At 41.3% G+C, this 26,981-nt stretch carries 15 protein-coding genes; 8 read left to right on the forward strand and 7 right to left on the reverse strand.

Annotated elements, in window-relative coordinates:
- The first annotated feature begins 64 nt into the window (after positions 1–64).
- Positions 65–478: a preQ(1) synthase gene (gene queF / locus RM347_RS04630; RefSeq protein ID WP_322721522.1), complete on the forward strand. Its 414-nt coding sequence runs from the start codon at positions 65–67 to the stop codon at positions 476–478.
- Between the two features lie 37 nt (positions 479–515).
- Here queF and pstS read toward each other — a convergent pair whose 3' ends face one another.
- The 3 genes from pstS to RM347_RS04645 form a co-directional block, all read right to left on the reverse strand.
- Complete coding sequence (gene pstS, locus RM347_RS04635) at positions 516–1,595, reverse strand: phosphate ABC transporter substrate-binding protein PstS (RefSeq protein WP_322721523.1); 1,080 nt, start codon at positions 1,593–1,595, stop codon at positions 516–518.
- A 181-nt stretch (positions 1,596–1,776) separates the two neighbouring features.
- A complete protein-coding gene (locus tag RM347_RS04640; RefSeq protein WP_322721524.1) occupies positions 1,777–3,177 on the reverse strand; it encodes a cytochrome c biogenesis protein in 1,401 nt (466 codons plus the stop codon).
- A gap of 46 nt (positions 3,178–3,223) precedes the next feature.
- Positions 3,224–3,964, reverse strand: a complete 741-nt coding sequence (locus tag RM347_RS04645) for a cytochrome c biogenesis protein CcdA (RefSeq protein WP_322721525.1) — start codon at positions 3,962–3,964, stop codon at positions 3,224–3,226.
- Positions 3,965–4,145: 181 nt separating this feature from the next.
- On the opposite strand from RM347_RS04645, the gene RM347_RS04650 reads away from it, so the two are divergent.
- Positions 4,146–11,234 (forward strand): AAA family ATPase, encoded by a 7,089-nt coding sequence (locus RM347_RS04650; RefSeq protein WP_322721526.1) that lies wholly within the window; start codon positions 4,146–4,148, stop codon positions 11,232–11,234.
- A 274-nt stretch (positions 11,235–11,508) separates the two neighbouring features.
- Here RM347_RS04650 and RM347_RS04655 read toward each other — a convergent pair whose 3' ends face one another.
- Complete coding sequence (locus RM347_RS04655; RefSeq protein WP_322721527.1) at positions 11,509–12,849, reverse strand: AAA-like domain-containing protein; 1,341 nt, start codon at positions 12,847–12,849, stop codon at positions 11,509–11,511.
- A 1,031-nt stretch (positions 12,850–13,880) separates the two neighbouring features.
- Here RM347_RS04655 and RM347_RS04660 point away from each other — a divergent pair.
- Positions 13,881–15,464, forward strand: coding sequence for a mechanosensitive ion channel family protein (locus RM347_RS04660; protein WP_322721528.1), 1,584 nt, complete (start codon positions 13,881–13,883; stop codon positions 15,462–15,464).
- A gap of 57 nt (positions 15,465–15,521) precedes the next feature.
- The gene (locus RM347_RS04665; RefSeq protein ID WP_322721529.1) at positions 15,522–17,177 is read left to right on the forward strand and encodes a mechanosensitive ion channel family protein; all 1,656 of its coding nucleotides are present in this window, start codon (positions 15,522–15,524) and stop codon (positions 17,175–17,177) included.
- Positions 17,178–17,740: 563 nt separating this feature from the next.
- Here the strand turns inward: RM347_RS04665 and RM347_RS04670 are convergent.
- Positions 17,741–18,238, reverse strand: a complete 498-nt coding sequence (locus RM347_RS04670; RefSeq protein ID WP_322721530.1) for a hypothetical protein — start codon at positions 18,236–18,238, stop codon at positions 17,741–17,743.
- Between the two features lie 60 nt (positions 18,239–18,298).
- Positions 18,299–18,955, reverse strand: a complete 657-nt coding sequence (locus tag RM347_RS04675; protein WP_322721531.1) for a hypothetical protein — start codon at positions 18,953–18,955, stop codon at positions 18,299–18,301.
- A 197-nt stretch (positions 18,956–19,152) separates the two neighbouring features.
- Between RM347_RS04675 and RM347_RS04680 the strand changes: the two genes are divergently transcribed.
- Complete coding sequence (locus RM347_RS04680; protein ID WP_322721532.1) at positions 19,153–19,737, forward strand: hypothetical protein; 585 nt, start codon at positions 19,153–19,155, stop codon at positions 19,735–19,737.
- Positions 19,738–19,831: 94 nt separating this feature from the next.
- Here the strand turns inward: RM347_RS04680 and RM347_RS04685 are convergent, their stop codons facing one another.
- Positions 19,832–20,773: an N-acetylmuramoyl-L-alanine amidase gene (locus RM347_RS04685; RefSeq protein ID WP_322721533.1), complete on the reverse strand. Its 942-nt coding sequence runs from the start codon at positions 20,771–20,773 to the stop codon at positions 19,832–19,834.
- Positions 20,774–21,424: 651 nt separating this feature from the next.
- On the opposite strand from RM347_RS04685, the gene RM347_RS04690 reads away from it, so the two are divergent.
- From RM347_RS04690 to bchH, 3 genes are all read left to right on the forward strand, one after another.
- The gene (locus tag RM347_RS04690; RefSeq protein ID WP_322721534.1) at positions 21,425–22,579 is read left to right on the forward strand and encodes an L-histidine N(alpha)-methyltransferase; all 1,155 of its coding nucleotides are present in this window, start codon (positions 21,425–21,427) and stop codon (positions 22,577–22,579) included.
- Positions 22,580–22,605: 26 nt separating this feature from the next.
- Positions 22,606–23,193 carry a hypothetical protein gene (locus tag RM347_RS04695; protein ID WP_322721535.1) on the forward strand — a complete coding sequence of 196 codons (588 nt, stop codon included), beginning with the start codon at positions 22,606–22,608 and terminating at the stop codon, positions 23,191–23,193.
- Positions 23,194–23,280: 87 nt separating this feature from the next.
- On the forward strand, positions 23,281–26,970 hold the full coding sequence (gene bchH / locus RM347_RS04700; RefSeq protein WP_322721536.1) for a magnesium chelatase subunit H: 3,690 nt from the start codon (positions 23,281–23,283) through the stop codon (positions 26,968–26,970).
- The last annotated feature ends 11 nt before the right edge of the window (positions 26,971–26,981 follow it).

Raw genomic sequence — 26,981 nt, forward strand, 5'->3', positions numbered from 1 at the left:
TAACAAGCTACAAAATTACTAAAAGGACGTAAAGATCAGTAAAATAACTAATGACAACTAACAAATGACAACTGATAAACTACCTGAAAGTGTATCCCAGACAAGCCAAGAAATGAAGTATGGCGAACGTGACATTGCGGAAGGTAAACTAATCACCTTTCCTAATCCGCGTGTGGGGAGGCGATATGACATTAATATTACTTTGCCGGAATTTACTTGTAAATGTCCGTTTTCCGGTTATCCTGATTTTGCGACAATTTACGTTACCTATGTGCCTGATGAGCGGGTAGTCGAATTGAAGGCGCTTAAACTTTATATTAATAGTTACCGCGATCGCTACATTTCCCACGAAGAATCTGCTAATCAAATTTTGGATGATTTTGTGGCTGCATGTGAGCCGTTGGAAGTCACTGTGAAAGCAGATTTTACGCCTCGTGGTAATGTACATACCGTGGTTGAAGTGCGTCACCAAAAGTAATATCATCACTGATTAACGCAGATGGTATTAATCGGCTTTATTCAGCAATTTTATTAATGGCAGATTGCACTTGAACCACAACTTTTTTAGACAAAGGAATATATCCGAGTTCCAAACTGGATTTTTGCCCCTCAATTACAGCCCAATCAACAAAGTTTTTCAGTACTTGAGCTTTGGCTCGGTTTGGATATTGCTGATAAGTTAAAAGCCAGCTGTAAGTGACGATAGGATAAGACTTGGCACCTGTAGGATCGGTGATAAAAGCAATCAAGTTATTGGCGGGTAATTTCACTGCCTCTAAGGTTTGAGCTACAGATTCTGGGGTCGGAGTAATATAATTACCAGATTTATTTTCTAAAGCAGCCACAGGAAGTTTATTTTGTTTAGCGTAAACGTACTCTACATAGCCAATAGCTCCTGGTATCTGTTGAATTAGGGCGGTAACTCCTTCGTTACCCTTTCCACCAATTCCCACTCGCCATGCTACAGCTTTACCAGCCCCAACTTTGCTTTTCCATTCTGGATTTATAGCACTTAGGTGTTGCGTTAACACACTCGTAGTTCCACTACCATCAGTTCGGTGTACAACCTGAATCGGTAAATCGGGCAAACTTACCCCTGGATTAGCTACGGCTATTCTAGGATGATTCCAATTCGTAATTTTTCCGAGGAAGATATCTACGTAAACTTGGCGTGGTAGCCTTAGAGCAGTTGGCACATTGACTTGAGGCGACTGATATGCAATCGGTGTGAGGTTATAAGCCAGCACAATAGAACCAGCAGTTATTGGCAAAGCGATGACTCCCCGTTTTATCTTGGCTGCTTGTTCATTTGTAATTCCCACATCACTAGCTGCAAAGTCCACAGTACCGTCGATGAGCTGTTGTACTCCAGCACTGCTCCCTATAGCTTGATAGTTAATTTCAACATTGGGATTTTGCTGGTTATAATCTGAAAGCCAGCGCTCGTACAAAGGCGCGGGAAAACTTGCCCCGGCACCAACAAGGGAAACACGTTTTATGTTTTTCTGATCGGCAGTGCAAGAAGCGATACTTAACAAGATAGCGATTAAGGGTAAGAGGCAAACGCGTCCCTTGAATTGAAGTTGAGCAGACATAGAAATCTTTTGTTCCAATATTTAATAAATACCTCTAGTAATTTCCCAATTTGTAGCTGTGGAAATGGTGTAATTAATTGTAAATAACTTTGAAACGCTCCAGGGGCACAGAGGTTCATACAAAGGTACATAAAGTAATCCTCTGCGTATCTCTGCGATTTCCTTTGCGCCCCTGAAGCGTTTAAACTTCAATCGCCGCCTCTTTCTCCTCACCCTTTGGCTGTGAACTCAGCTGATCTAAAATCTCTAAAACCTCTTGTTCAAAAGCAACTTGGGCGCGATTAGTTTTGCCACCCACATACAAGCGATCGCCTTTTTGCAATGCCCATATTTGCGAATGGGAGAAGTAACTCATCACCACACCCAGCATTAGCAAGCCAAACCCTGAGTAAACAATTGGTATGCCTGGATCTGCTTTTATTTGTAAGCCAGTGCTGCCAACTACATCCAGAATTTTGAGTTTCACGCCATTGATTTGGGTGAACATCCCAGTGCGGACAGTATCAACGAGTTTGCCAGTGGCATCATAAATTAATACCATCCCTTGTAAGTCTTTGGCTAACAGGGAGACACCCTCACTCAAATCCGGTTTAGTGGGAACCCACGTTCCCCAGATACGCCCGTTACCGTTGGTGTTCAATTGCGCCATCGGTAGCTGAAAAATCGGACTGTTGTTAAATTGGACACGAACAGCAGCAATTCCCCAATCAGTTTGATAGAAAGTGACGCCATGATAGCGCAGAGGCTCGTTGACAAAAATCTTTTTGTGGTCAACTTCCTGTCCCTGATTATTCAAGACAGACATATCTGAATAAAATTGATTAATGCCGCCTGATGGAGTGTAGTCAATCCAAAAACGATTGACTCGCACAGCCCAATCTTTAGGGACTTGGGCTGCTGCTAAAGGGCCAGCATCAACAATATTTCTCACCTGAAATGTATCGCCACTCGCCACCATTTCCTGAGCAAGAAACCCAGTCATCGCCCCCCAAATTCCTCCTAGCAGAATAGCGACGATGCCAATATGAACGATAATTGGGCCGATGCGTCCGACTATTCCCTTGCGGGCGTAGAGGAGATTTTCTTTTTCTTGATCTGGAAAAATTTTATAGCGACGTTTCTGTAATATCTGATTTAAGGAATCTAGGGAACCAGTATCTAGTTCTGCACTCAAAGCTAACTTTTGAAATTCCCGTGGTTCTTCGTAATATTTCCAGCGCTGGGCAGCTTTTAAAGCTGGCAACTGACGGGTAAAAGAACAAGCAGTTAAGCTAGTACCAAATAAGATGAGTAATGCCAGAAACCACCAGGTACGATATACGTGGTCTAACCCAACTACCTGAATTACCTTCCAAGTTAAGAAACCAAATAAAGCTGGATGTTCTGGGTAGTTGGCTTGGTAAAATGCGGGTGACTGACCTTGTTCAATTACGGTACCGGTGGAGCTAAAGATTGCAATCAATAGCAGTAGTGCGATCGCTAGTCGTAAGTTGGTCAGTACAGGCAAAAGCTCTTGCCGTAAGAACTTCCCAGGTACTGCCCACCATTTTAATTCTTTCGACGCTGAATCTTCTAAAGTCATTACGTGTAAAATCTAACAAGGGTATTGATAATATCAAAGATTGAAATTAAAAACTGCCAAAGGGAATCCGAGAAATTAAGGAAAACACACCGAATCCTACCAACAGTGCCCCACTAACTGGGTTAATCCAGCCAGACCAGCGGCGCAATTCCAGTAATTTTTTAATTGAAGCTGTAAAAGTACCCGCCAAAATCAACGGTGCTACATAACCTGCTGTGTAAGAAAGTAGCAAAACAGCACCTAAAATTAAGTCTTGTGTATTGGCAATCCAACCCAGTAAGCTCGCTAAAACAGGCGTGCTACAAGGGGATGCGACTAAGCCGAAAGTCAGTCCCAGCAAATAGGAACGCAATCCTGCTGGTAAATCTGGTGAAATCCAATTCGTTTCACCCAAGGATGGAAATTGTAGAGGTAGTGCTTCTAATAAGTTCAGCCCCATGAGAATGGCGATAATGCTGACGATAATTGGCAAACCAATTCCCACTTGACCATAGACTTTTCCGACAAAACCTGCTAAAATCCCCAATCCTGCGAGTGTAGTTGCTAATCCTAAAGCAAACCAAGTTGATTGGGCCGCTGCTTGCAGACGGCTTTTAGCTTCATAACCGCCAATATAACCAATGGTAATTGGCAGCATAGAAAGCATACAGGGTGTGAGACTGGTGAGCAAGCCAGCTGCAAAGATGATACCAATACTCACCACGCTAAGGTGTGTTAGTTGGTTAGAAACTAGGCTGTTGGCAAATTGTTCTAGTTGGTAAATTTGGGTTTGCAGGTTATCAAACATGGGGAGTTTCTGAGCGGGAAATGCTTACTCTGCTTGAATTTTAGCTTATTTTTGGTTTTTGAGTCAGCAGAAGTGATTATCCGAACCTGATATCATCTAAATTTCATCTGCCCAAGGAAATGTATCTAAAATACAATTAAGCTCGGATTATCCCTGAAGAAACACGGCTGGAGTATTTGGCATGATGATTGCATTACCCGGATTTGAAATTGTCACTTTGTTAAAAGCAGGGGTAAAAGCAGTCATATACCGTGGAATTAAAGTTAAAGATAAGTGTCCGGTAATTATCAAAGGGCTACGTCCAGAACAGTGTACACCCAATAATATTGAACAGCTCAAACATGAGTATGCGATCGCTCAAAGGCTAAACACCGCAGCAGTAGTCAAAGCCTACGCCTTAGAGATGCATCAGGGAATCCCTTATCTAATTATGGAGGATTTTGAGGGGCGATCGCTCGACCAACTTCTAGACCAATTTCAACAGCCTGTTCCGTTTCTGAAGATTGCCATTGAAATTACCAGTAAACTCGCACAAATCCACACTCATCACATTATTCACAAGGATATTAAGCCGCAAAATATCTTAATTAACCTCGAAACTAATCAGGTCAAAATTACCGATTTTGGAATTGCTGCTTTTATTCCTTACCAGCAGCAAATGGTTAGCAGTTCCAGTCGCATTGAAGGCAGTTTACCTTATTTGTCACCTGAGCAAACTGGGCGGATGAATCGAGGAATTGACCATCGCAGCGATTTGTATTCACTAGGAGTCACCTTCTATGAGATGCTGACAGGTCAGCTACCATTTCAAGGCAAAGACCCCTTAGAATGGGTGCATTGTCATATTGCCAAATCTCCGCTATCCCCAACAAAGCTAAACTCTGATATTCCGCAAATGCTCTGTGAGATTATCATGAAATTGCTGTCGAAGGTTGCAGAACAAAGGTATCAGAGCGCTTTAGGTTTGCAATTTGATCTGGAACGGTGCTTAAAGCAATTGGAGATAACCAAACAAATCAAATCCTTTGTTTTGGGTAAGCAAGATATCTCAGAGCGCTTTCAAATTCCTCAAAAATTGTATGGGCGAGAACCGGAGATTGCCAAGCTTCTACAAGCATTTGAGCGAGTTGTGCGCCAAGGTAAACCAGAACTTGTGTTCGTTTCTGGCTATGCTGGGGTTGGTAAATCTTCTCTGGTGAAGGAGATTCACAAGCCCATTGTGAGAGAACGTGGCATTTTTATCTGTGGTAAGTTTGATCAGTACAAACGAGATATTCCTTATTCCACTATTGTTCAAGCTTTTCAAACACTCGCTCGACAAATTTTAACGCAGCCCGAAGAGCAACTTGCCACCTGGAAAAAGCTAATACAAGCAGCATTAGGGAACAATGGTAGACTAATCACAGATGTAATTCCAGAAATTGAACTAATCGTTGGAGAACAGTCTGCTGTACCAGAGTTGGCACCTGTCGAATCTCAAAACCGATTCAACTTGGTGTTTCAGAACTTTATCAGCGTCTTTGCTAAAAAAGAACATCCACTCACTGTTTTTTTAGATGATATGCAGTGGGCAGACACTGCTACTTTAAATTTAATTCAAACTATTATTACTGACTCTAGTATCCAGTATCTCTGCTTCATTTTGGCGTATCGAGATAACGAAATAGATGTTGTGCATCCCTTAAATTTGATGATGGAGAAGGTTCGCCAGCATGGAGCAATAACGACTGAAATTCTGCTTAATCCGTTGAATATTGCCTACGTTAATCAGTTGATTGCTGATACTTTACATAGTTCGGTAGAACGAGTAGAACCTCTTGCCCAATTGATTATCCAAAAAACTGATGGCAACCCCTTTTTTGTCAATGAATTTCTCAAAATACTGTATCAAGAAAATCTGCTGAATTTTGATCGTCAACATGGTGTTTGGCAATGGAATATAGCTGAGATTGAAGCTCAAGGTATTACAGATAATATTGTCAGTTTGATGATTGGGCGGATGCAAAAACTGTCAAGAGCAACTCAGCATGTACTGAAGTTAGCCTCCTGTATCGGTAATCGCTTTGATTTAGAAGTTTTGGCAATTGTTGGTGAACAATCTATTGAAGAAACGGCAAATGCACTTTTTGAAGCGATTTTAAGAGGATTAATTATCCCCATAGAGTCAGATGAAACTACCCAGAAAAACTATCGTTTCTATCATGACCGAGTTCAACAAGCTGCTTATGCCTTAATTGCCGATGAATCAAAGTCGGCTGTTCACCTGACAATTGGGCGGCTTTTGCTCAAAAATACTAGTCATGAGCAAGTGAATGAGCAAATTTTTAATTTAGTCAATCAACTAAATCTCGCGGTCGATCTAATTATTGAACAACCAGAAAAAGATGAATTGGTGCGATTGAATTTAATTGCTGCTAAAAAGGCAAAAGCTTCCACAGCCTATACTCCTTCTAAAAGATTTCTGAGCATTGCTATGAATCTTTTGGCTGAAAATGCCTGGATTAAACAATATGAACAAACATTTAATTTATTTAGAGAACAGGCTGAGTGTGAATTTTTAACAGGAAATTTAGAGCAGGCGGAAGAGTTATTTAAACTACTATTACTAAAAGCAGAATCTCATGTGGATAAATCTAATATTTATATGCTGCAAATCAGACTCTATCAAGTTGCCGGTAAGTATGAAGAGGCGTTGACATTGGGATTAGAAGCTTTAAAAGTTTTTGGGGTGATTTTTCCTGATTCAAATGAGCAAGTGCAAAGTGCGATCGCAATTGAGAAAAACCAGGTATTAATAAATTTAGGTGATAGACAAGTCTCTGATTTAATTAATGCTCCGGTTATCCAAGATCCAAATATTAAGACACTGATAAGTCTGTTGACAACTTTGGGACCACCGACTTATCTTGGTAGCCCTCATCTCTTTCCCTTAGTCGTACTTAAAGCAGTTAACTACTCACTCAAGTTTGGTAATACGGAAGATTCCTGTTTCGCTTACAGCATGTATGCCATGTTGTTAGTTTCCATTTTCCATGATATTCCCACAGGCTATGCATTCTCTGAGATGACAATTCAATTGAATGAAAAGCTGCATGACTTGAAACTTAGAGGAGTTGTTCTACACATTCATGGAAGTCATATCAACGTTTGGCGTAACCATATTGCCACCGATATTCCCTTTTTAGAGCGGGGATTTATCGGCTGTATAGAAGCAGGTGATGTGACAATGGCTAACTACAACGGTTATCAAGGCTCTTGGCAAATTATCCAGTTAGGCTCTTCACTTGCAGATACATACAAATCTCTAGAAAAATACACTGCGTTCGCCCGCCAGTCTAAACATGAAGCTGTCTATCAGACAATCAGATTACAGCAGATGCTACTGATGAATCTGCGCGGACTCACTCCCCATAATCTGACTCTAAGTAATGAGAATTTTGATGAATCAATGGCTCTGTCTATTATTACAGATGCAGGTTTTGTCAGTGGAATTATTTTTTATTACATTATTAAATTAATTATATTTTTTACATATAGACAGTATACTGAAGCACTGAATTGTACCTTGAAATTATCAGCATTCCCAGTTACGACACTGGCATTGCCGATTGAAACAGATTATGTTTTATATTACTCACTGACTTTAACGGCTCTTTATCCAACCGTATCTTCTCAAGAGCAAGAACAGTTTTTACAAACCCTAGAATCCCATCAGCAACAATTGCAATACTGGGCTAACCACTGCCCTGCAAACTTCTTGTGCAAGTCTCAATTAGTAGCTGCTGAAATAGCTCAAATTGAGGGTCGCGACTTAGAAGCAATGCGCCTGTATGAGCAATCAATTAGTTCAGCCCGTGAGCAAGGATTTGTGCAATATGAAGCTTTGGCTAATGAGCTAGGTGCTAAGTTTTACTTGGAGCGGGAGTTTGAATTAATTGCCAAAACTTACTTGCAAGCAGCTAAAAATGCATATATGCGTTGGGGGGCATTTGCTAAAGTCAAGCACTTAGAAGAATCCTATCCTCAGCTATTGCCACGACAACAACTTGTCTCTAACGGAACTTTTTTCAGCACAGGTGAGCATTTAGACTTTTTATCAGTAGTTAAAGCCTCTCAAACTATATCTAGTGAAATTGTTCTTTCGCGGTTGTTGCAGACATTAATGCAAATTGTCATCGAGCAAGCAGGAGCAGAAATCGGTTATTTGTTGCTTGAACACGAGCAAAATCTGACGATCGAAGTAGAAGCTAAGGTTAATCCCCAAGCAGAAAAGCTCAATGTTTCTCGACCTGTATTAAAGGGTGAAATTTCACAGGTTATTCCTCAATCAATGCTGAATTATGTCCAGCGAACTCAAGAAACAGTGATTTTGCAGAATGGCACTGAGCAGAATCTGTTTTCAGGAGACGAGTATATAATTCAAAATCAGCCTAAATCTGTACTTTGTTTGCCGATCGCTCGTCAGTCGAGATTACTTGGTATTTTATATTTAGAAAACAATCTCATCTCCAGTGCTTTTACACAGGAAAAACTTTCCGTACTGGAAATTTTGACAGTTCAAATTGCTATTTCTCTAGAAAATGCTCGTCTTTATCAAGGTCTAGAAGACAGCCAAGCACAACTCAATCTGGCGTTAAAATCTGCTCAAATTGGTGTTTGGAGTTGGGATATTGCCAGCGATCGCTTTGACTGGGATGAGCAGATTTATCAACTATTTGGGTTAACACCTGAAACCTTTGCTGGGACTTCCGATGCAATTTTAGCTCGTCTGCATCCAGATGATAGCGCATTGCTGGCTCAATCGTTGAGTCGTGCGATTAACGAAGGCGTGGAGCATAATTTAGAATATCGAATTATTCAAGATGACGGCAGTATCCGTTACCTAGCTTGCCGGGGAAAAGCCTTTTTCAACGAAGCGGGTATTGCCACACACATGAGTGGTGTTGTGCTTGATATCACAGATCGCAAACAATCTGAAGCAGAACGTATCCAACTGATTCAAGAGCAAACCGCCCGACAGGAAGCAGAAGCCAATCAAGAACGAGCAGGGTTTTTGGCTCAAGTTAGTGCAACTCTCGCCTCTTCCCTCGATTACGAAAGCACATTAGCAAGTGTGGCCAATCTAGTTGTGCCTTACTTCGCCGATTGGTGTGGGGTTGACCTTTTGCAAGACAACCAATCAATTCATCGGGTAGCAGTTGCTCACCGAGATCCAGAGAAAGTGAAACTCGGTTGGGAACTCTATCAACGTTATCCTAGAAAGTTGGATGCACCTGAAGGTGTACCGAAAGTGCTGCGTACAGGTCTTGCTGAAATGGCAGCTGAAATTTCAGATGCAGCTCTAGCAACAGCCATTCCAGATGCAGAACATCTGCGTATTCTGCGTGAGCTTGGTTTAAAGTCATGTATAATTTTGCCCCTGATGGCACGTGAAAGAATTTTTGGTGCCATTTCCTTTGTGACTGCTGAATCAGAACATCGTTACAGCACGGCTGACTTGTCACTGGCAAAGGATGTTGCCCATCGGGCGGCGATCGCCATCGACAATGCCCGCCTTTACCAAGAAGCGCAGCAAGCACAAAAAATGGCAGAAAGAGCATTGGAGCGCATTGCTCGTCTCCAGTCGATCACGGCTGCTCTTTCAGAATCCATGACAGCGGCTCAAGTATCTGAAGTCATTGTAGATCAGAGCATGGCTGGCTTGGGAGCCAGTTGTGCTCTCGTCGCTTTGTTGAATGAAAGTAAAACTGAACTGGAAATTGTGCGGGCGGTTGGCTATAACCAAGATTTGGTGAATACTTGGCGTAATTTTGCCATCGATTCACCCTCTCCCCTAGCAGAAGCTGTGCGGACTGGGAAACCTATTTGGGCTGAACCAACAGAAAATCGGGTAGCTCGTTACCCGCATTTGGCCCAAGTGTATGCTCAATATGATTTTGAAGCCTGGATTTCTATTCCATTGATAGTGGAGGGTTGGGCAGTTGGAGGTATAACTTTGGGATTTACCCAGTCTCAACAACTTAGTGGAGAAGATCAAGCGTTTATTTTGGCTGTTGCTCAACAATGCGCCCAAGCGATCGCTCGCTCCCATCTCTATGAAGCCGAACTAATGGCACGAAGCGCTGCTGAATCAGCAAACCGGATCAAAGATGAATTTCTCGCTGTGCTATCCCATGAATTGAGAACACCGCTCAACCCGATTCTGGGTTGGACAAAACTGATGCAAAGCCGCAAACTTGACCAAGCAACAAGCGATCGCGCCCTAGAAACCATTGAGCGCAATGCCAAGTTGCAAACTCAATTGATTGAAGATTTGCTTGATGTCTCCCGCATCCTTCAGGGTAAACTTAACCTCAACTTCGGCCGGATTAATTTGGTATCAGTCATTGAAGCTGCGATCGAGACAGTGCATTTATCAGCACAGGCCAAGTCCATCCAGATTCAGACAAGTCTTGAATCTTTTGTAGGGAAAGTTTTAGGTGATCCCAATCGATTGCAACAAGTCTTTTGGAATATCCTTTCTAATGCTATTAAGTTTACTCCTACCGGAGGACAGGTAAAAATTAAATTAAAGCAAGTTGGCTCACAGGTACAAATTTGTGTAACTGACACAGGAAAAGGGATTGCACCTGAGTTCTTACCTTATGTTTTTGATTATTTCCGTCAAGCAGATGGTGCCACAACTCGAAAATTTGGCGGTTTAGGTTTAGGGTTAGCGATCGTCCACCATCTTGTAGAACTTCATGGGGGAACTGTTCAAGCAGAAAGTCTGGGCGAAGGACAAGGAGCAACTTTCACCGTCAGACTTCCATACTTACAGGATGAAAGCAAAGGAATCAAGGATGTAAAAGATAACTCTTCACTTGTGGCGGCTCAATTATCCCCCTTGTCTGGCTTAGAGATTCTCGTGGTGGATGATGATGCAGATATGCGAGAGTTTTTACCCTTCATGCTGGAGCAGTATGGGGCAACTGTTACCGTTGTTGCCTCAGCCATTGAAGCTTTAACTACACTGAGTCAATCCCTGCCAAATCTGATCGTTAGCGATATTGGGATGCCAGAAATGGATGGCTATATGCTGATGCAACAGATAAGGAGTTTGGAACCAGAGCAAGGAGGAACAATTCCAGCGATCGCTTTAACTGCTTATGCTGGTGAGATAGATCGTCAGCAAGCGATCGCTGTCGGATTTCAACAGCATATCTCTAAGCCTGTAGATCCAGAGGAATTAGTGAAAGCGATCGTGTCATTACAACTATTGTTAACGTGAGTTCGACGGTTAGAAAAAGGCAAAAAGCTTGCTAGATATGAAGTATAAGAAACTGAGCAGGTATTGCGATGGCGCGAAGCGCCCGCCGGATACTGTTGGCGAAAGTGTTACAAACGCACGGACAAAAGTGTTACAACTCAAAGCCGCAACTACAGATTGAAGGTTTGAGCTTACGTAATACTTAATAATACAAAAATGTATTACATTCGCCAACAGTATCCCGCCGGAGGCGATCGCACTGATAAAATTGCTTCTACTTGGGCAACTATCCTACTTAATTGCAAGTACGCTTTTCTTCTGCACCGAAGTTTACTTGGGCAAAATACAGACGATACAATTCACAGGAAAAGTTAACGCGATCGCCCTCCAGTTTCACCAAACCTATACTTTCTAATTTATAAGCGAGTATGGATTCTAATTTTATATGAGCTTGTGCAGCAATTAACTGTTTAACCACCGCGCTCAGTTCTAGCTCCTCTTGAAGTGCTGCTAAGAGTCGCCGTAAGTGGTCGTTATAAATTCCCGACTCAGTAGCTGCCTGTTGCAATAGCTGCTTTAGGGTGACTTTAGAGTGAGAAACGTGATACAAAGCCAGACGCACTAAATAGGGATGTCCCCCTACCATTGCCATGAGTTGCTTGGCTTCTTTACCATCTGTCCAATTTAGTCCATGACGCTGTGCTAAATCCTGCACCTGCTCTATGGTAAATGGCGGCAACTTTAGTGGCAACCCGATATTAAACGGGGATTGGTTGAGCTTTAGAGGAACATAAATTTCCGTTGAATAAGCCACGATTAGCCGGAGTTTTTGCCAAATTTCCGTTTGTTTGGCTTGCTCGTGCCAAGAGCGCAGTAAGGGTAAAAATTCCTTAGCAATTACTGGATATTCAAAAACCCGATTCACTTCGTTCAATGCCAAGACGAGGGGACAGACCAAATGCTCTAACAAATACCCTTGAAAATAGTTAGTACAGCTGACTTTGCTGCCAATCTCTTCATCCCAATAATCATCAAGCCTGGATTCTAGCTGTAACTTATTACTGATATTGGTACAAAACCAGCGTAAAAATTTATCGAGGTTAGCAAATACTGCTGAATCTGCTTGCTGAAAGTCCAAATTCACACTGCGGTAGCCAACAGATGCAGTGTAATCGGTAATGCGTAGCATCAGCGAACTTTTCCCCATCTTGCTAGAACCTTTGATGCGGATCACACTTCCAGCTTCAGTGATTTCTGCGTAGGCGAGTTCTTCAATTGGAGAACGAGGGATGTAAAAGTGAGAGGATAGCATTATCGGTCCACTGGGAAATTCTAAGGTAGGGGCGGTACTGCTGGCGCGTTTCTTGATAAGTTGCTGCTGCGCTTTGGTGAGGGGGCGTAGCTCTAGAGTGTAGCGGAAATTGGCTTTAGCGATCGGTTCTCCAAAGATTTCACTGAGCACATGCCACAATTGGGAAGCCACCTCTCTAATACTTTGTGCCCCATAATGGGCTTGATCTGCCATACTAGCGTAAGTTTTTCCCTCCCAACAGGAGCGCAACACTAATTCTTGGAGCCGTGTCAAAGCCTTTTTCTGGTTTACTTCTAGGAGTTGTAGTACTTCATCAATTTTCATCTTCTGGACGTGTACGTTGCATTCACCTCAATTAGAATTTAGGCAACTCGGACAACAAAAAATGTAGCCGATGTTAGGCTATGTTTTGGAGTTAGTAACAGTATATTTTTGAAAAAGCCTACAAAGCAAGTATTGACAATTTTACTTATCTCTGAAACAACTGCTATTTTTTGATTACAGCAGTTTTGAGAGGAATATATTTAGAAAAACAGACCGTTATTGAGTTAAATATTACACCATGTTTGGGCTTTTATTAGTAAAGTTAGAACACAAAATGTAGGAAACTTTCTGAGGCAAGGAGGTGTTTTCAGGTGAATGAAACAACACTTTTATCTTTACTAAGTTCTGAACATGATTTAACAATACTTTTAGATACCAAGCAAATAGTAAAAAATATTTAAATAGGACGGTGAAAATAAACGATTCCTGATGACATTGGGTTTATGAGAAAGCCAGTAGGTTATTTATATGACCAAAGTTTAAGCAGCTAGCATCATGGAGCATTCGTTATTAGTAGAGAACAAGCAATTTATATTCTTTAATATAGTTTGCTTTATTTCCACCTGCCTGACTTGAAAGTGCTGAGTAGAGACGCTATTAATCGCGTCTCTACAGGAGTTATAAGAGAAGGCAGGTCTTGCTCGAGGAAAGAATGATGAATGAAAGCTTTAGCTCTGGGTCATTACCGAGTTTAAAAAGAAGATACTGGTACGAACTGAGCTTAAACCAGTGTTCACTGATAACTGATATGAACTGGATAAGTTTTAATGAACATTTACTTAGATGATTTTAGTTAATTAGTGATTTATGCAACATCATAACCAGAATTTACACAAAGGTCTTCCTTAAAGGCTTTTGTTGTAATCAACGTTAACAATACAAGCAATAATCAAGTGGGTAAAATGTTAACAGCTTGACAATTTGTGATTATATGAAATAATTATTATCTATCTATTCTATAGAGATACCTTGATACTCTCAATAGGTTTTGATAATACAACCGTTAAATTACTTCAGTTTTATGATCGGACATGAACATATTAATTATTTTGGCTGAAGTCAGCCTTGTAATCTTTGTTTTTTTATTATTGAACTGGCTTGTCAGCAAGTTATTCAAGCTATTTACTAAGACCTCTATATTGAAGAGTGAAGATAGGAGTATAAAAACCCTCCGCCGGAACATCACAGGGTTATTGTTACTTGCTTGCTTAGTGTCGTGCATTCTGATTGTGGGTGCCAATAGTTATCTAGTTTATCGTGGCGAAAACCTTCAGCAATACACGCTCTTATTGATTGAGCGTGTTCCATCAGGATTTTGGGTAACTCTCGGAATTGGCAGCGCTCAGAGCATTGGCACTTTTATTTTAGCGGCGATCGCACTGAAATTTCTGAAATATTGGCTGAAGGTAGCGAGCATTCGCGCCAAGAACTTAGAAAAAAATACTGCCGATGATGAAAGTATTGATGCTTTCTTTAGCGCCCTCTATCACAGAATCAGCGGTGGAATCTGGCTGTGGGCTATCATCTTATGTGCCGAGTTTCTGAAATTGCCAACAACGGTTTCGGAATATCTGTACATTGCACTGCGGATCTATCTAATTATTGCTGTCGGGTTGCTTATACTCAAAGCAGTCGCTGCGATCGTTGATAGCCTAGATGCTCTCAGCGTCAGATACTCCAACCCTGATAACCTCCTGAGATTCTACGATCGGCTACGACACCTGATACCCTTTTTAAAGCGGTGTCTGGAATTTGTGATTTATATCTGCATGGCAACATTAGTAATTCAGCAGGTGCAGTTAATCGCCAATGTTGCAGTTTTTGGCCCACGAATTATTAAGATCATCGGCATCATCTTCATTAGTCGTGTGTTGTTTGAGGTCGTTTACTTATTTGTTGAAGAGGTGCTGTTCAAAGACCGAAATCTGACTGAAATCCAAAAAAGTAGACGCCTAACGCTTGTTCCTCTGTTTCGTAGTTTCTTAAAATACCTCATTTACTTCGGAGCTACGGTTTCCATTCTCTATGCCCTCAATATTGATCCAACTCCGATACTTGCAGGTGCTGGTATTGTCGGAATAGCTGTGGGTTTAGGGGCACAGACTCTAATCAACGATATTGTCTGCGGCTTCTTTATTCTGTTTGAAAACTACTATTTAGTGGGTGACTATATTGAGGCGGGAAAAGCCGAAGATAAAGTTGTTGAAGGTATTGTCGAGGCGATTGAACTGAGAACTACCCGTGTCAGACATCCCAATGGTCAATTGCAGATTATTCAGAATGGGAATATTGGCTCAATTACTAATTACTCCAAACAGTATATCTTTGCAGTCGTAGAAGTTGGTGTGCCTTATGATTCCAACTTGGCGCATGTGTACAAAGTGATTGAGGAAGTGGGACAGCAGTTAAAAATAGATGATCCAGATGTACTCGAAGGCACACAGGTGGATGGAGTCGAAAGTCTCGGAGAGTCTAACTTGTTGCTGCGGACATTGACGAAGGTGAAGCCAGGAAAACATCTTCAGATTCAACGCGTTCTTCGGAAGATTTTTACGGATGCCCTGTTGCGGGAAGGAATTGTAATTCCCATTCGTGCCGAAAGTGCCGAAGGTTAATTGGGTAATATTTCTTCAACAATTTATTTAAAATAGCAATACTTGAAGTAGACAGCAATGAATTATACGCTCATCGCCCAAGCGGCAGAATCTGCATCAAAAGCTCCCGTAGTACCACCACCACCGAGTTTACCAACAAGCGCACAAATTAGCTCTTTCTTCTATATATTCGGCGCATCCATATTTGTTGCTTTTGTACTCTACATATTACTGTTCTATCTACTGCGATCGTTTCTTCGCCGCACAGAAAAAGATACAGCCCTGTTCATCCTTGGGATCTTACAAATCCCGGCGATCGCTATTTTTTTTCTTGCTAGTCTAAAGCTCTCTCTGACTCAACTAGGATCAGGGGGAATTATTAGTTTGATTGATCGAGGACTCACCGCTTTTTTAATACTTGCTTTCACTTATGGCGTAACTTTGTTGTTTACAGAAGCAGCAATTTACTACTTAAAAGACTATGCCCGGAAAACTGAGGCTGTTTGGGATGACGTATTAATTCCACTCCTCCAAAATTTTATCCCAGTCATTACTTACCTAATTGGCATATCTCTTTTCTTCAGTACCCTTGGGGTTGATTTAACAGGAATCGGGTTAGCAATAGGTAGTATTACTGTAGTGTTGGGGTTAGCAGTAAAAGATATTTTAAGCGATTTTTTCAGCGGGTTGGTTTTGTTAGTTGATACACCCTTTAGATTTGGAGATGTAATCTCCATGCCAGATGGTTCAATTGCAATTATCAAACACATTGGCATCCGCGTGACAAAACTATATTTGATTAATGAGCATTGCGAGGTCTATACACCAAACACGACTTTGGGGGGTCAAAATATAGTCAATCTCAGTCGTCCTACAACTCACTATGCTTATACAATTCAAGTATCAGTTAGAGTTGATGCTGATGCAGTGGTAGCAACAAACATTTTGCAACAAATTATCCTCGGTCATCCAGACACATTAGGCGATATTGATGAAAAACTTCAATATTTAGACAGTTTTGCTGCATTGACAGAAGCCGAGGATGATAAACTGTCAAAAAGAGAAGCCGGGCGGCTGCGTTTATTAGTTGAAAAAGATGTGAACACGCAACTGCAAAAAATTGAGCAAGCATTTGAAGATTTTGTTAGAGAAGTTAAGAAGGTAGAAAAGGGTGGGTTGAATTTAGAAGAACTGAAAACTCTCCAGAAAAACTATTTAGAAATATTGAACATTGTGGGGCTGTTAGTCATCACAGAACGTAAAGGTAAACGTCTGCGATCGCGCTTAGAAGAACAAGACCAGACTGAGAAACCAACTTTGATTAGCTTGATTCGTAAATGGTATCAAACTTGGTTAATAGATCCTGATTTAGTAATCGAAGATCAACATCTTTTACCAGACGAATGGGAGCAAAAAATTGAACTTTTGAAAATAAAACTGAATAAATTATTTCAAAAAATCTCAAATCCAGGAGTAGATGAAACTAGATTAGATGACTATTCGTTAAAATTTGTCGAATGGCTGCATGATAGTTTCAAAGAGTCCAATACTGCCTGGAAAGAACCACAAGTTCAGCTAACTGATATCCAAGGCTCTGCTATGCAATTTTCTGTGAGATTCTATGTTGATAATATTCAGTTAGAACACTGGCGGCGTGGAAACCGCGTCCAAAATGAGGTGCGTCGAGAGATGGTAAGGCGGTTAAGACAAGCTTATATCTACACACTAGGATGATGAATTTTAGGTATAAAATAATTTGCCTATCGATAATGTCAAGATGTTGCAGTGTAACGTCTTTACTATGGCTGGTAGAACCCAAAAATATGCAATAAGGAGAAAAACAGCTTTTTAACTCATCCAGTTATTAGTGTTGTACCAGGCTTGATATGACATAGTAAAGAAATTTGAAACCCAGAAAAATTGTGTCCACTTATACAATAAAATAGTAACAATTGTTATAGGCTTGAAAAGCCCTTTACTTTTATACTTTTGGCGAAACTTCACCGCCAAAAAAGCACCAGAGCGATAGGAAATTACCTGTGACCAAGTGCGATTGATACTTATCAAACGCCAACCTGGTTAAGTTGAACATATCTCTGTCAGCAGCATAGGTGACTTCCTACGCCCTGGTTATTTCTTTTAATTATTGTAGGTCAACGGCTTCAGGCGATGTCTACGACGGGCTATGACGCTCGTTCGCCTTACAGCCCTTCTCCTAAAGGAGACGCTACGCGAACGGGCATTCTACGGCAGGCGTCTCCCTTTGGGAGAAGACTCGATCTTGCCTAGCCTCCTTTTTAAGGAGGGAACTGATGTAATAGCCAATACCATCCAGAACCTTCACGGGTTAGCCAAGAGTCCTCAAACTCAGCATGATTTTCATCTGAGTAGGGATGATACATAGGGACATCAGAAAAATCTGAGCCGTCTTGAGAGCGAATCCTGAAATTGCGACAACTTTCTTCTACTTCAATGGTAACAGTATGATTGCGATCGCCAAAAGTAGGTTGCAGGATGCTATTTCTGATGTTTTGCCGTTTCCTATCTACTTCTTGCCTATCTCTGGAAAGACAACGCACTCTTACCAATGAGTTTTCATTGGGATTATCTAGCAGATAGGGAAGGATTTGAGAGTCACGAATTGTGCAAGAAGAGTTGGCAGTTTGTGCACTTGCCAAAGATGTTATGGACAAAAATATGGTTGTAGTGAAGGCAATAAGTTTTCCTCCTAGCCTGGTTTTCATAGTTTCTCCTAAGGCTAATTTCCACTCTCCAGACTGAACAAATATCGCCATATACGCTTATTCATCTGCTTTTTGACCCTTCTGACTCCGGAATTATTCTTCAGTAACAGCTTATTTATTTTCCAAGAGTTGATTGACTTGCTGTCCCCGACGACCAGTTTTTATTTCATAGCGCTGGGTGAGGTTATCTTCGTAATTCATATCTCTAGCAGCGGCGGAGTTAACAAAAGCATCGCAATTTCTGCCTTGAACAACTGTTGAAGAACTATTGCTATTTTCCTCTGTGCGGTTGCTACTTTGATCGCGGGAATTACTATTATTTTTAGTACCTTGGGTAGAACCACTACCGCTAGCACCAATACCTAAAAAGCTAAAACCTCCACCACCACCGTCATTGTGGCTTTCGGCAGAACTGGAACGAGTGTTGGTAGAGTTTGCCAAGGCAAGTTTGCTAGAACTGTTGCGGGTGCTATTACCCAAGCCAACATCACTGCACAAAGCGCGAGGGTCATTTGCTAATGTTTTTGGGTCAACCCAAGATTGATGGTCGCCTAATCCTTGAATTTCAGTATTACCAACTGGATTGCTGGGTGAGCCAGGAGTCGGAGTACTAGGAGTTACATTCCCTACAGTGGCTTTGGGGGTAACAGTAACCGGTTTAAAGATACCAGTAGACTTAACATCAAAAGGGCCGGCGAAAGCTGGTAGTGTACTGGTTAGAAGTGCGGTAGCTGTTAACAAAGAACTAGTTAAGTGACGGAATTTCATGGTCATTTTCCTAATGTTTAAGTGTTAGTGTGTTTTGGGCTTTAACCCCTTCACTTACCTAATAGGTTGACCTTTATTTGTTTATGCACCCTTGTCCCAAATTTTTTAACTGCTGCTAGCAGTCATCAGGATTAATGTTACTTTTCTCCTAGAATTGGGATTAATAGGGTGATAATTTTCATGTTTTCCCCAAAATTATGCAGTATCCTCTGGAACTTACCTTTAAATTCTGGGCATTAGCACCACAAATGTCTGTTGTTGATGCTCAAAGGAATTTGGCTTTCTATGTCAAACAGAAACTCTTCAAGCTCAAGGAAGCAATTACAATCTTTGCTGATGCTGAACAAACTCGTCCTATATACTACATCAAAGCAGATCGCATTATTGACTTCTCGGCACGCTATAACTTTACCGATAGCAATGGTACTTACATTGGTTCAGTAAAACGGCGCGGATTAAAATCTCTTTGGCGTGCGCGTTATGACATCTTTGATGGCGACACGACTACTTTAAACATTCAGGAGAAAAATCCGTGGGTGAAAATTGCTGATGCCCTCTTCGCAGAAATCCCAATTGTGGGAATGTTCACTGGTTATGTTTTTAATCCAGTCTACTTGGTCAGCCGAGCTGATGGCACGATTGCGATGCGTTTGGAGAAAATCCCCACTTTCCTCTCCAGAAAATTTATCATCAAAGCTGTGGATCAACTTAGCGATCGCCAAGAGCAGCAAATTTTGTTAAGTTTGATGATGATGCTACTGCTAGAACGAAACCGTGGCTAATCCGACTAAAAGTTGAAGTATGAAGGTGCCCCACTGAACCTGTACTCAGGTCAGTGGTGGGTAGTTTTCGCTTTACACTTCAAACAGCTTTAGTCTAACCGATTAATTTCTGCCAGCTAGCAGGCCCGATAATCCCATCGGCATCTAAACCATTTTGCTTTTGAAAATTCTTAACTACAACCTCTGTTTGCGGCCCGTAGACACCATCATTATCAACACCTAAACGGTATTGCAAGTATCTGACAACTGCACCACCAGCATGGTTTGGTCTGATAATTCGTTTTGCCAAAATTAGATTGATAGCATTCCATGTAGTTGTATCAGCAATTCCAGTCGGCTGAACTCCGATAATAGTCTGAAATTTTTCTACAGCAGATTTGGTGTTAGCCCCGGTGAAGCCATCTTCTACTAACGCCTTACCATTTTTATCGGTTATTTTGAGTCTATTTAAGGATTTTTGCAGCCTGAGAATAGTTTCATCTACATTATCTTCTTCATCTGGTACAGGGGTAACAGGAGCACTTGGCAATTTACCAGTTAAGCCTTTGACAATCGCATTAGCCATTGCTTCAGGATTAAAAAGATTCATATCTTTTTGCGAATCGATGAAGCAACATTCTATAAGAATCGCAGGCATATCTGTATTTTTCAGAACATACAAGTGGGAACCACTCTTAACGCCACGATTAAAAAATCCCAACTTGACGATTTCATCTAATACAGGTTTAGCGATTTTTCTGCCATTCTCACTAGTTGCAAATACTTCTGTACCATTAGCTTGGTTGTTAAAAGCATTAAAATGAATCGAGACGTAAATATCTACTCTACTCGCATTAGCTGTAGAACATCTTTTTGAGAGTGATTCAGTTACTGTCCGAGCACTACTTGGTCTACATACTACGACTTCATTTCCCAAAGCTCTTAACTTGGCTATAACTCTATTACCTACATCTAGAGTTAAATTATCCTCAACTTTGATTCCTCTAGCTCCTGTGTCTGGTGGACAATTGTGCCCGCTATCAATTCCAAATTTCATGATCTCATCCTCAATTTACTGATTTTTACACTAGTTCAAAACTCTTCCAATTATAGAGACAAAGTTTTGTTAATAAATTTATTGAAGTACTTGTTAGCAATGCCCGCGTTATTTTCAGCATTACTACGCTGGTAGACAAAATAAGTTTTTGTGCTAACGTAAACAACAAATTTTATTTGGTAAACTCCACTAATTCAAAGATATATTGTAACCAAAAACACAACCATTATAATTTATCTAAATCGGGAATAACCAGTTAATTTTTCCAATAAATTGAAATGCAGCAATTGCCTCCGTTATTCAGATAATAACGCTTTGTAAAAGTAGAAAGCTATGAAAAATGTACCTAGTGCACTATGGCGGAAGTTTGCCTAGCTTTAACCAGTTGCTTAAGCGTCTTGTTAATTGAGATGGTATCTGGGTTTACGCCCTGCTGTGGTAGTTCGATGCCCAAATTCCTAAACCGAACGCATCCTTTGATGTGAACGTGGGCTGATAAAGTCGTAAACCCTTTACAGACTCTACCCTGGGCTTCCTGTTAACCCTGAGCAGCTTAACACATAATGCTTTACAGTATTAACTAATACCTGATAGCTTCTAGACATCTGCGGGAGATTAATCAGATAAACTGCTCAAGAAACGAGGCTCAACATGGGATCTTTAAATTTTGTGAAGTTACTGGAGAATTCCATCAATGAACCCGGTTTAGGGTGGACTCTCTGCTTTATAGGAGAAGATCAATCTAACAAACTTGCAGAACTCACGCAAGAATTGAGAGGAGAATTTTCCGCAACAGGCGATGGAAAAGAGATTTTATCTGGTTTTTCTTATTGGGGAATCGGCCCAACGATCGCCTGGGATCATGCTTGCAACGATCGATTCTATCTCGTGATGAAAGAGAGCATAGAGTCCTTTCGATATCGATGGCATCAAATTCATGCTAATAATATCAGAGATCAGAAATATCATTACGTCAGTTTAGGTGTTGGCACAGGTGAAAAAGACCAAAATATTTTAGGTTTATTGCTCAACTCAAATCCCGATTTACTCTATTTTCCAGTTGATATGAGTTCGGAGATGTTAAGGCTAGGTGTGCAACGAGCAACTCGAGGTTCGCAATTGCAAGGTAGCCATGTGTTGCCAATTCAAGTTGACTTTTCAATAGAGAGAAATGTTGACGAATTACGGAAACTACTAGATAAAGTTATCAATGATAGTCCTGTACTATTTTCTCTATTGGGAAATACATTAGCTAATTTTCAACGAGATACAGAACTACTACAAAGTCTTTCTAAGTTAATGCGACCTGAGGATAGGCTACTCCTAGAAGTAGCAACCACTGAAGATTTAAGCGAAGAAGCAGCACAAAAGGCAGCGAAAGAGTACGCTAAAACTAGGTCTTTTAAAGAGTTTGTCACAAGTGCATTGCTGCAAAATACTGATTTACATATCGACTTGAATAGTGTATTTTTTGATGGTTCTATAGAGACTGATAGAGGAATTTTGATAAAAATCCTCTATCGCAACCTCACTGGAAACAAAATTGAAGTGGTATTACCCGATCGGTCAGTAATGAATTTTGAAGACCAAGATACGATTCGTTTGCTTCTGACTCGGAAATATACTTCTAATGGCATCGATAAAACTATATCAGACAGTAAGCTGGTGCTTGTTGATCGGCTACACACAGTATTGGAACCACGTTTAAAAAATGGATTTGGTATGGATTTAATCTTAGTTGCCCCTGACTCTTCAGGAATTAACAAGAATTCTTCTGTAGCGAATGATATATGGTCTAAACGGTAAGATGTGATATGAGTATGAAAAACCTAGTGACCTTGATCACGTTTTTCCCTCTACTTCTGGGATTTATTCTCGCTACAGTCTGGTGGACTAGGGAAAGAAATTTTGAATCACTACTAACAGGTCTGGGATTATTAGCAACAATTACAGGGATTTTTGGTGAACGATGGGCATCAGCTAACGAAAAGAGGATAGAATTTCTGCGTGCCTTACTGAATGAGTGCAGATCAAATGAAGTAATTCTATCTGATAGCCGCTTCGACCCAAACTCACATAAGCCGGGACGACCAATAGTTTTTCCGCGATTAATTATATCAGTAACTGAAACAGCCATCGCATCTGATGTCTTTACCCAGCGTCAAGATAGAGAGTTGTTTTCGCTTATACATAAATGGCGGCATACTGCCAATGAGTTTAATCGGAGATTAGATATTACCGAGTTGCGTACATTCACAAACCTGTCACCACAAGAAATTCGTTCACTATATGAAGCACTACAGGAATCAAAAGAGTTCAATGAAGCACTGAATTTGACTCAACACATCACAACTTTTTTGAAATCAAAATATCCCAAAGGCATTGGTAATAGTGAAGCCCTAACTATCTCAAGGAACTAATGACCGAAATCTGTTGGTAGATATTTAACACTCAGCCTGAAAGCACGTTTAAAATTTAAGTAAAGAAATATTTCGTAGCTTACAGGCATGAAACGCATCGTCTTGGTTGCTGGGTTTGAATCGTTCAACGCTGACTTGTATAGAAAAGCAGCTTTTTTGGCTAACTCTCGCTGTCCTGAGTTGGATATTCGGGTATTTAGCGATCGCGATCTTACCAGTCAACGTGCCGAGGTAGAAGCAGCCCTTCATAACGCTGATGCATTTTTCGGTAGCCTACTATTTGATTATGACCAGGTTGTGTGGCTGCGCGATCGCATTTATCAAATTCCCATCCGCCTAGTGTTTGAGTCAGCCTTGGAATTGATGAGTTTAACCAAGTTGGGCGACTTTGCCATTGGCGACAAGCCTAAAGGAATGCCTAAACCAGTTAAATTCATCCTCGACAAATTTAGCAACGGACGAGAAGAAGACAAACTCGCTGGTTACATCAGCTTCTTGAAAATTGGCCCCAAACTACTGAAATACGTGCCAGTGCAAAAAGTCCAAGACTTACGCAACTGGTTAATTATCTATGGTTACTGGAATGCTGGCGGCCCAGAAAACGTAGCCTCATTATTCTGGACACTAGCAGAAAAATATTTAAATTTAAAAGTCGGCGACATTCCCCCGCTAATTGAAACCCCCAACATCGGATTACTCCACCCCGATTATCAAGGATTTTTTGAATCCCCCCGCGACTATTTAGAATGGTATAAAACCCATTGTAGAGACGCGATTCATCGCGTCTTCCCAAATCGCGTCTCCCCAAATCGCGTCTCCTCAGTTGTAGGAATTCTCCTCTACCGCAAACACGTCATCACCAAACAACCCTACATACCCCAACTAATTCGCAGTTTTGAAGAAGCTGGGTTAACTCCTTTGCCTATTTTCATCAACGGCGTAGAAGGACATGTGGCGGTACGAGATTTGATGACAACCGACTATGAAATTCAGCAACGACAACTAGGTAATATAGAGACTCCCTCACTATCAAGTGAAGCAGTAAAAGTGGATGCGATCGTTTCGACAATTGGCTTTCCTCTAGTGGGTGGCCCGGCTGGTTCAATGGAAGCAGGGCGTCAGGTGGAAGTAGCAAAGCGCATCCTCACTGCAAAGAATGTACCTTATATTGTTGCTGCACCACTATTAATTCAAGATATTTACTCGTGGATACGCCAAGGTGTCGGCGGATTGCAAAGTGTGGTGTTATACGCATTACCAGAATTGGATGGGGCTATTGATACCGTTCCCCTCGGTGGTTTGGTTGGCGAAAATATTTATCTGGTTCCCGAACGGGTACAACGATTAATTGGTAGAGTAAAAACTTGGGTAGCTTTACGGCAAAAACCTCCATCAGAACGTAAGATTGCCATCATTTTATATGGATTTCCTCCAGGTTATGGGGCTGTGGGCACAGCGGCATTATTAAATGTCCCGCGTAGTTTGCTGAAGTTTCTCCACGCACTCAAAGAACAAGGTTACAGCGTCGGGGATTTGCCAGAAGATGGGGAAGAATTGATTCGCTGGGTGAAAGAAGCGGATGAATCTTTTGATCATACAAAAAATATCCCCGCGTCTGTTAACGCCCGTACATTAGAAAAATGGTTGGGATATCTGCAAACCTCCCGCATCGAAAAACAATGGAAATCTCTCACGGGGACTGGTATTAAAACTTATGGCGATGAGTTTCAGATTGGCGGTGTGCAATTAGGCAATGTGTGGATAGGTGTACAACCACCTTTGGGGATACAAGGCGACCCGATGCGCTTAATGTTTGAACGAGATTTAACACCACATCCCCAATATGCCGCTTATTATAAATGGTTGCAAAATGAGTTTGAAGCTGATGCTATAGTCCACTTTGGGATGCATGGGACGGTGGAATGGTTGCCTGGTTCTCCTTTGGGTAATACGGGTTATTCTTGGTCAGACATACTGTTAGGAAATTTGCCTAATTTATATTTATATGCGGCGAATAATCCTTCTGAGTCAATGTTGGCAAAACGTCGCGGTTATGGTGTATTAATTTCTCATAATGTACCGCCTTATGGGCGTGCAGGTTTATATAAGGAATTGGTGGCATTGCGAGATTTGATTTCTGAGTATCGCGAAGATCCACAAAAGAATTATGTCTTAAAGGAAGCGATTTGTAAAAAAATTGTGGACTCTGGTTTAGATGCAGATTGTCCATTTGAGGATGCGAAGAAGTTGGGTATTGCGTTTACTCCAGAAAATGTGCGGATGTTTAGTGGTCATGCTTTTGACCATTATTTGGTGGAGTTATATGAATATTTGCAAGTTTTAGAAAATCGTCTGTTTTCTTCCGGGTTACATACTTTGGGAGAAGCACCGAATGAGGAGGAATTAGGGTCGTATTTGGAGGCTTATTTTGGGGGGGAGGAAGGAATAAACGAAGAACGCCAAAAAGAGGAAAGACTAATAAGAGATTTGTTGATGCAATCTACGGATGAGTTAACGAATTTGTTAAGGGGATTGAATGGGGAGTATATTCCGCCTGCGCCTGGTGGTGATTTGTTGCGGGATGGTGCTGGTGTTTTACCAACTGGGAGGAATATTCATGCTTTAGATCCTTATCGGATGCCTTCACCTGCTGCTTATGAACGGGGACGAGAAATTGCTCAAAAAATTATCGCCCAGCATTTGGATGAACATAAGACATATCCAGAAACGGTGGCGGTGATGCTTTGGGGATTAGATGCGATTAAAACTAAGGGGGAATCTCTGGGGATTCTGTTGGAGTTGGTAGGGGCTGAACCTGTTAAGGAAGGAACTGGCAGAATTGTTCGTTATGAATTGAAGCCGTTGGTGCAAGTTGGACATCCCCGCATTGATGTGTTGGGTAATTTGTCTGGTATTTTCCGGGATAGTTTTGTAAATATCATCGAATTGTTGGATGATTTATTTCAACGGGCGGCTGATGCTGATGAACCGGAAGATCAGAATTTTATTAGAAGACATGCTTTAGCTTTGAAAGCCCAAGGTGTGGAAAATGCATCGGCGAGATTGTTTTCTAATCCGGCGGGTGATTTTGGTTCTTTGGTGAACGATCGCGTGGTTGATGGTAACTGGGAATCTGGTGAAGAGTTAGGCAATACTTGGCAAAGTCGCAACGTGTTTAGCTACGGGAGAGAAGATAAAGGTCAAGCTAGACCGGAAGTGTTGAATACGTTGTTAAAAACTAGCGATCGCATTGTTCAAGAAATCGATTCGGTAGAATATGGTTTAACCGATATTCAAGAATATTACGCCAATACGGGCGGTTTGAAAAAGGCGGCAGAAAAACAACGCGGTAAGAAGGTTACAACCAGCTTTGTGGAAAGTTTCTCGAAAGATACTACACCCCGCAATTTAGATGATTTGTTGCGAATGGAGTATCGCACCAAGTTGGTAAATCCCAAATGGGCGCAAGCAATGGCAAATCAAGGTTCTGGTGGTGCTTTTGAAATTTCCCAACGGATGACGGCGTTGATTGGTTGGGCTGGTACTGCCGATTTTACCGATGATTGGGTTTATGACCAAGCGGCAGATACTTATGCATTAGATGCAGAGATGGCGGAAAAATTACGCAAGGCAAATCCTGAAGCTTTTCGAAATATTTTAGGGAGAATGTTGGAGGCGCATGGGCGCGGTTTCTGGGAAGCTGATAGTGATAAGTTAGATAAATTGCGGCAATTGTATGAGTTGACAGATGAAGAGTTGGAGGGTGTAACGGTTTAGTGAGTTGTCTA

Source organism: Nostoc sp. ChiQUE02 (assembly GCF_034531305.2).
GTDB lineage: Bacteria > Cyanobacteriota > Cyanobacteriia > Cyanobacteriales > Nostocaceae > Nostoc.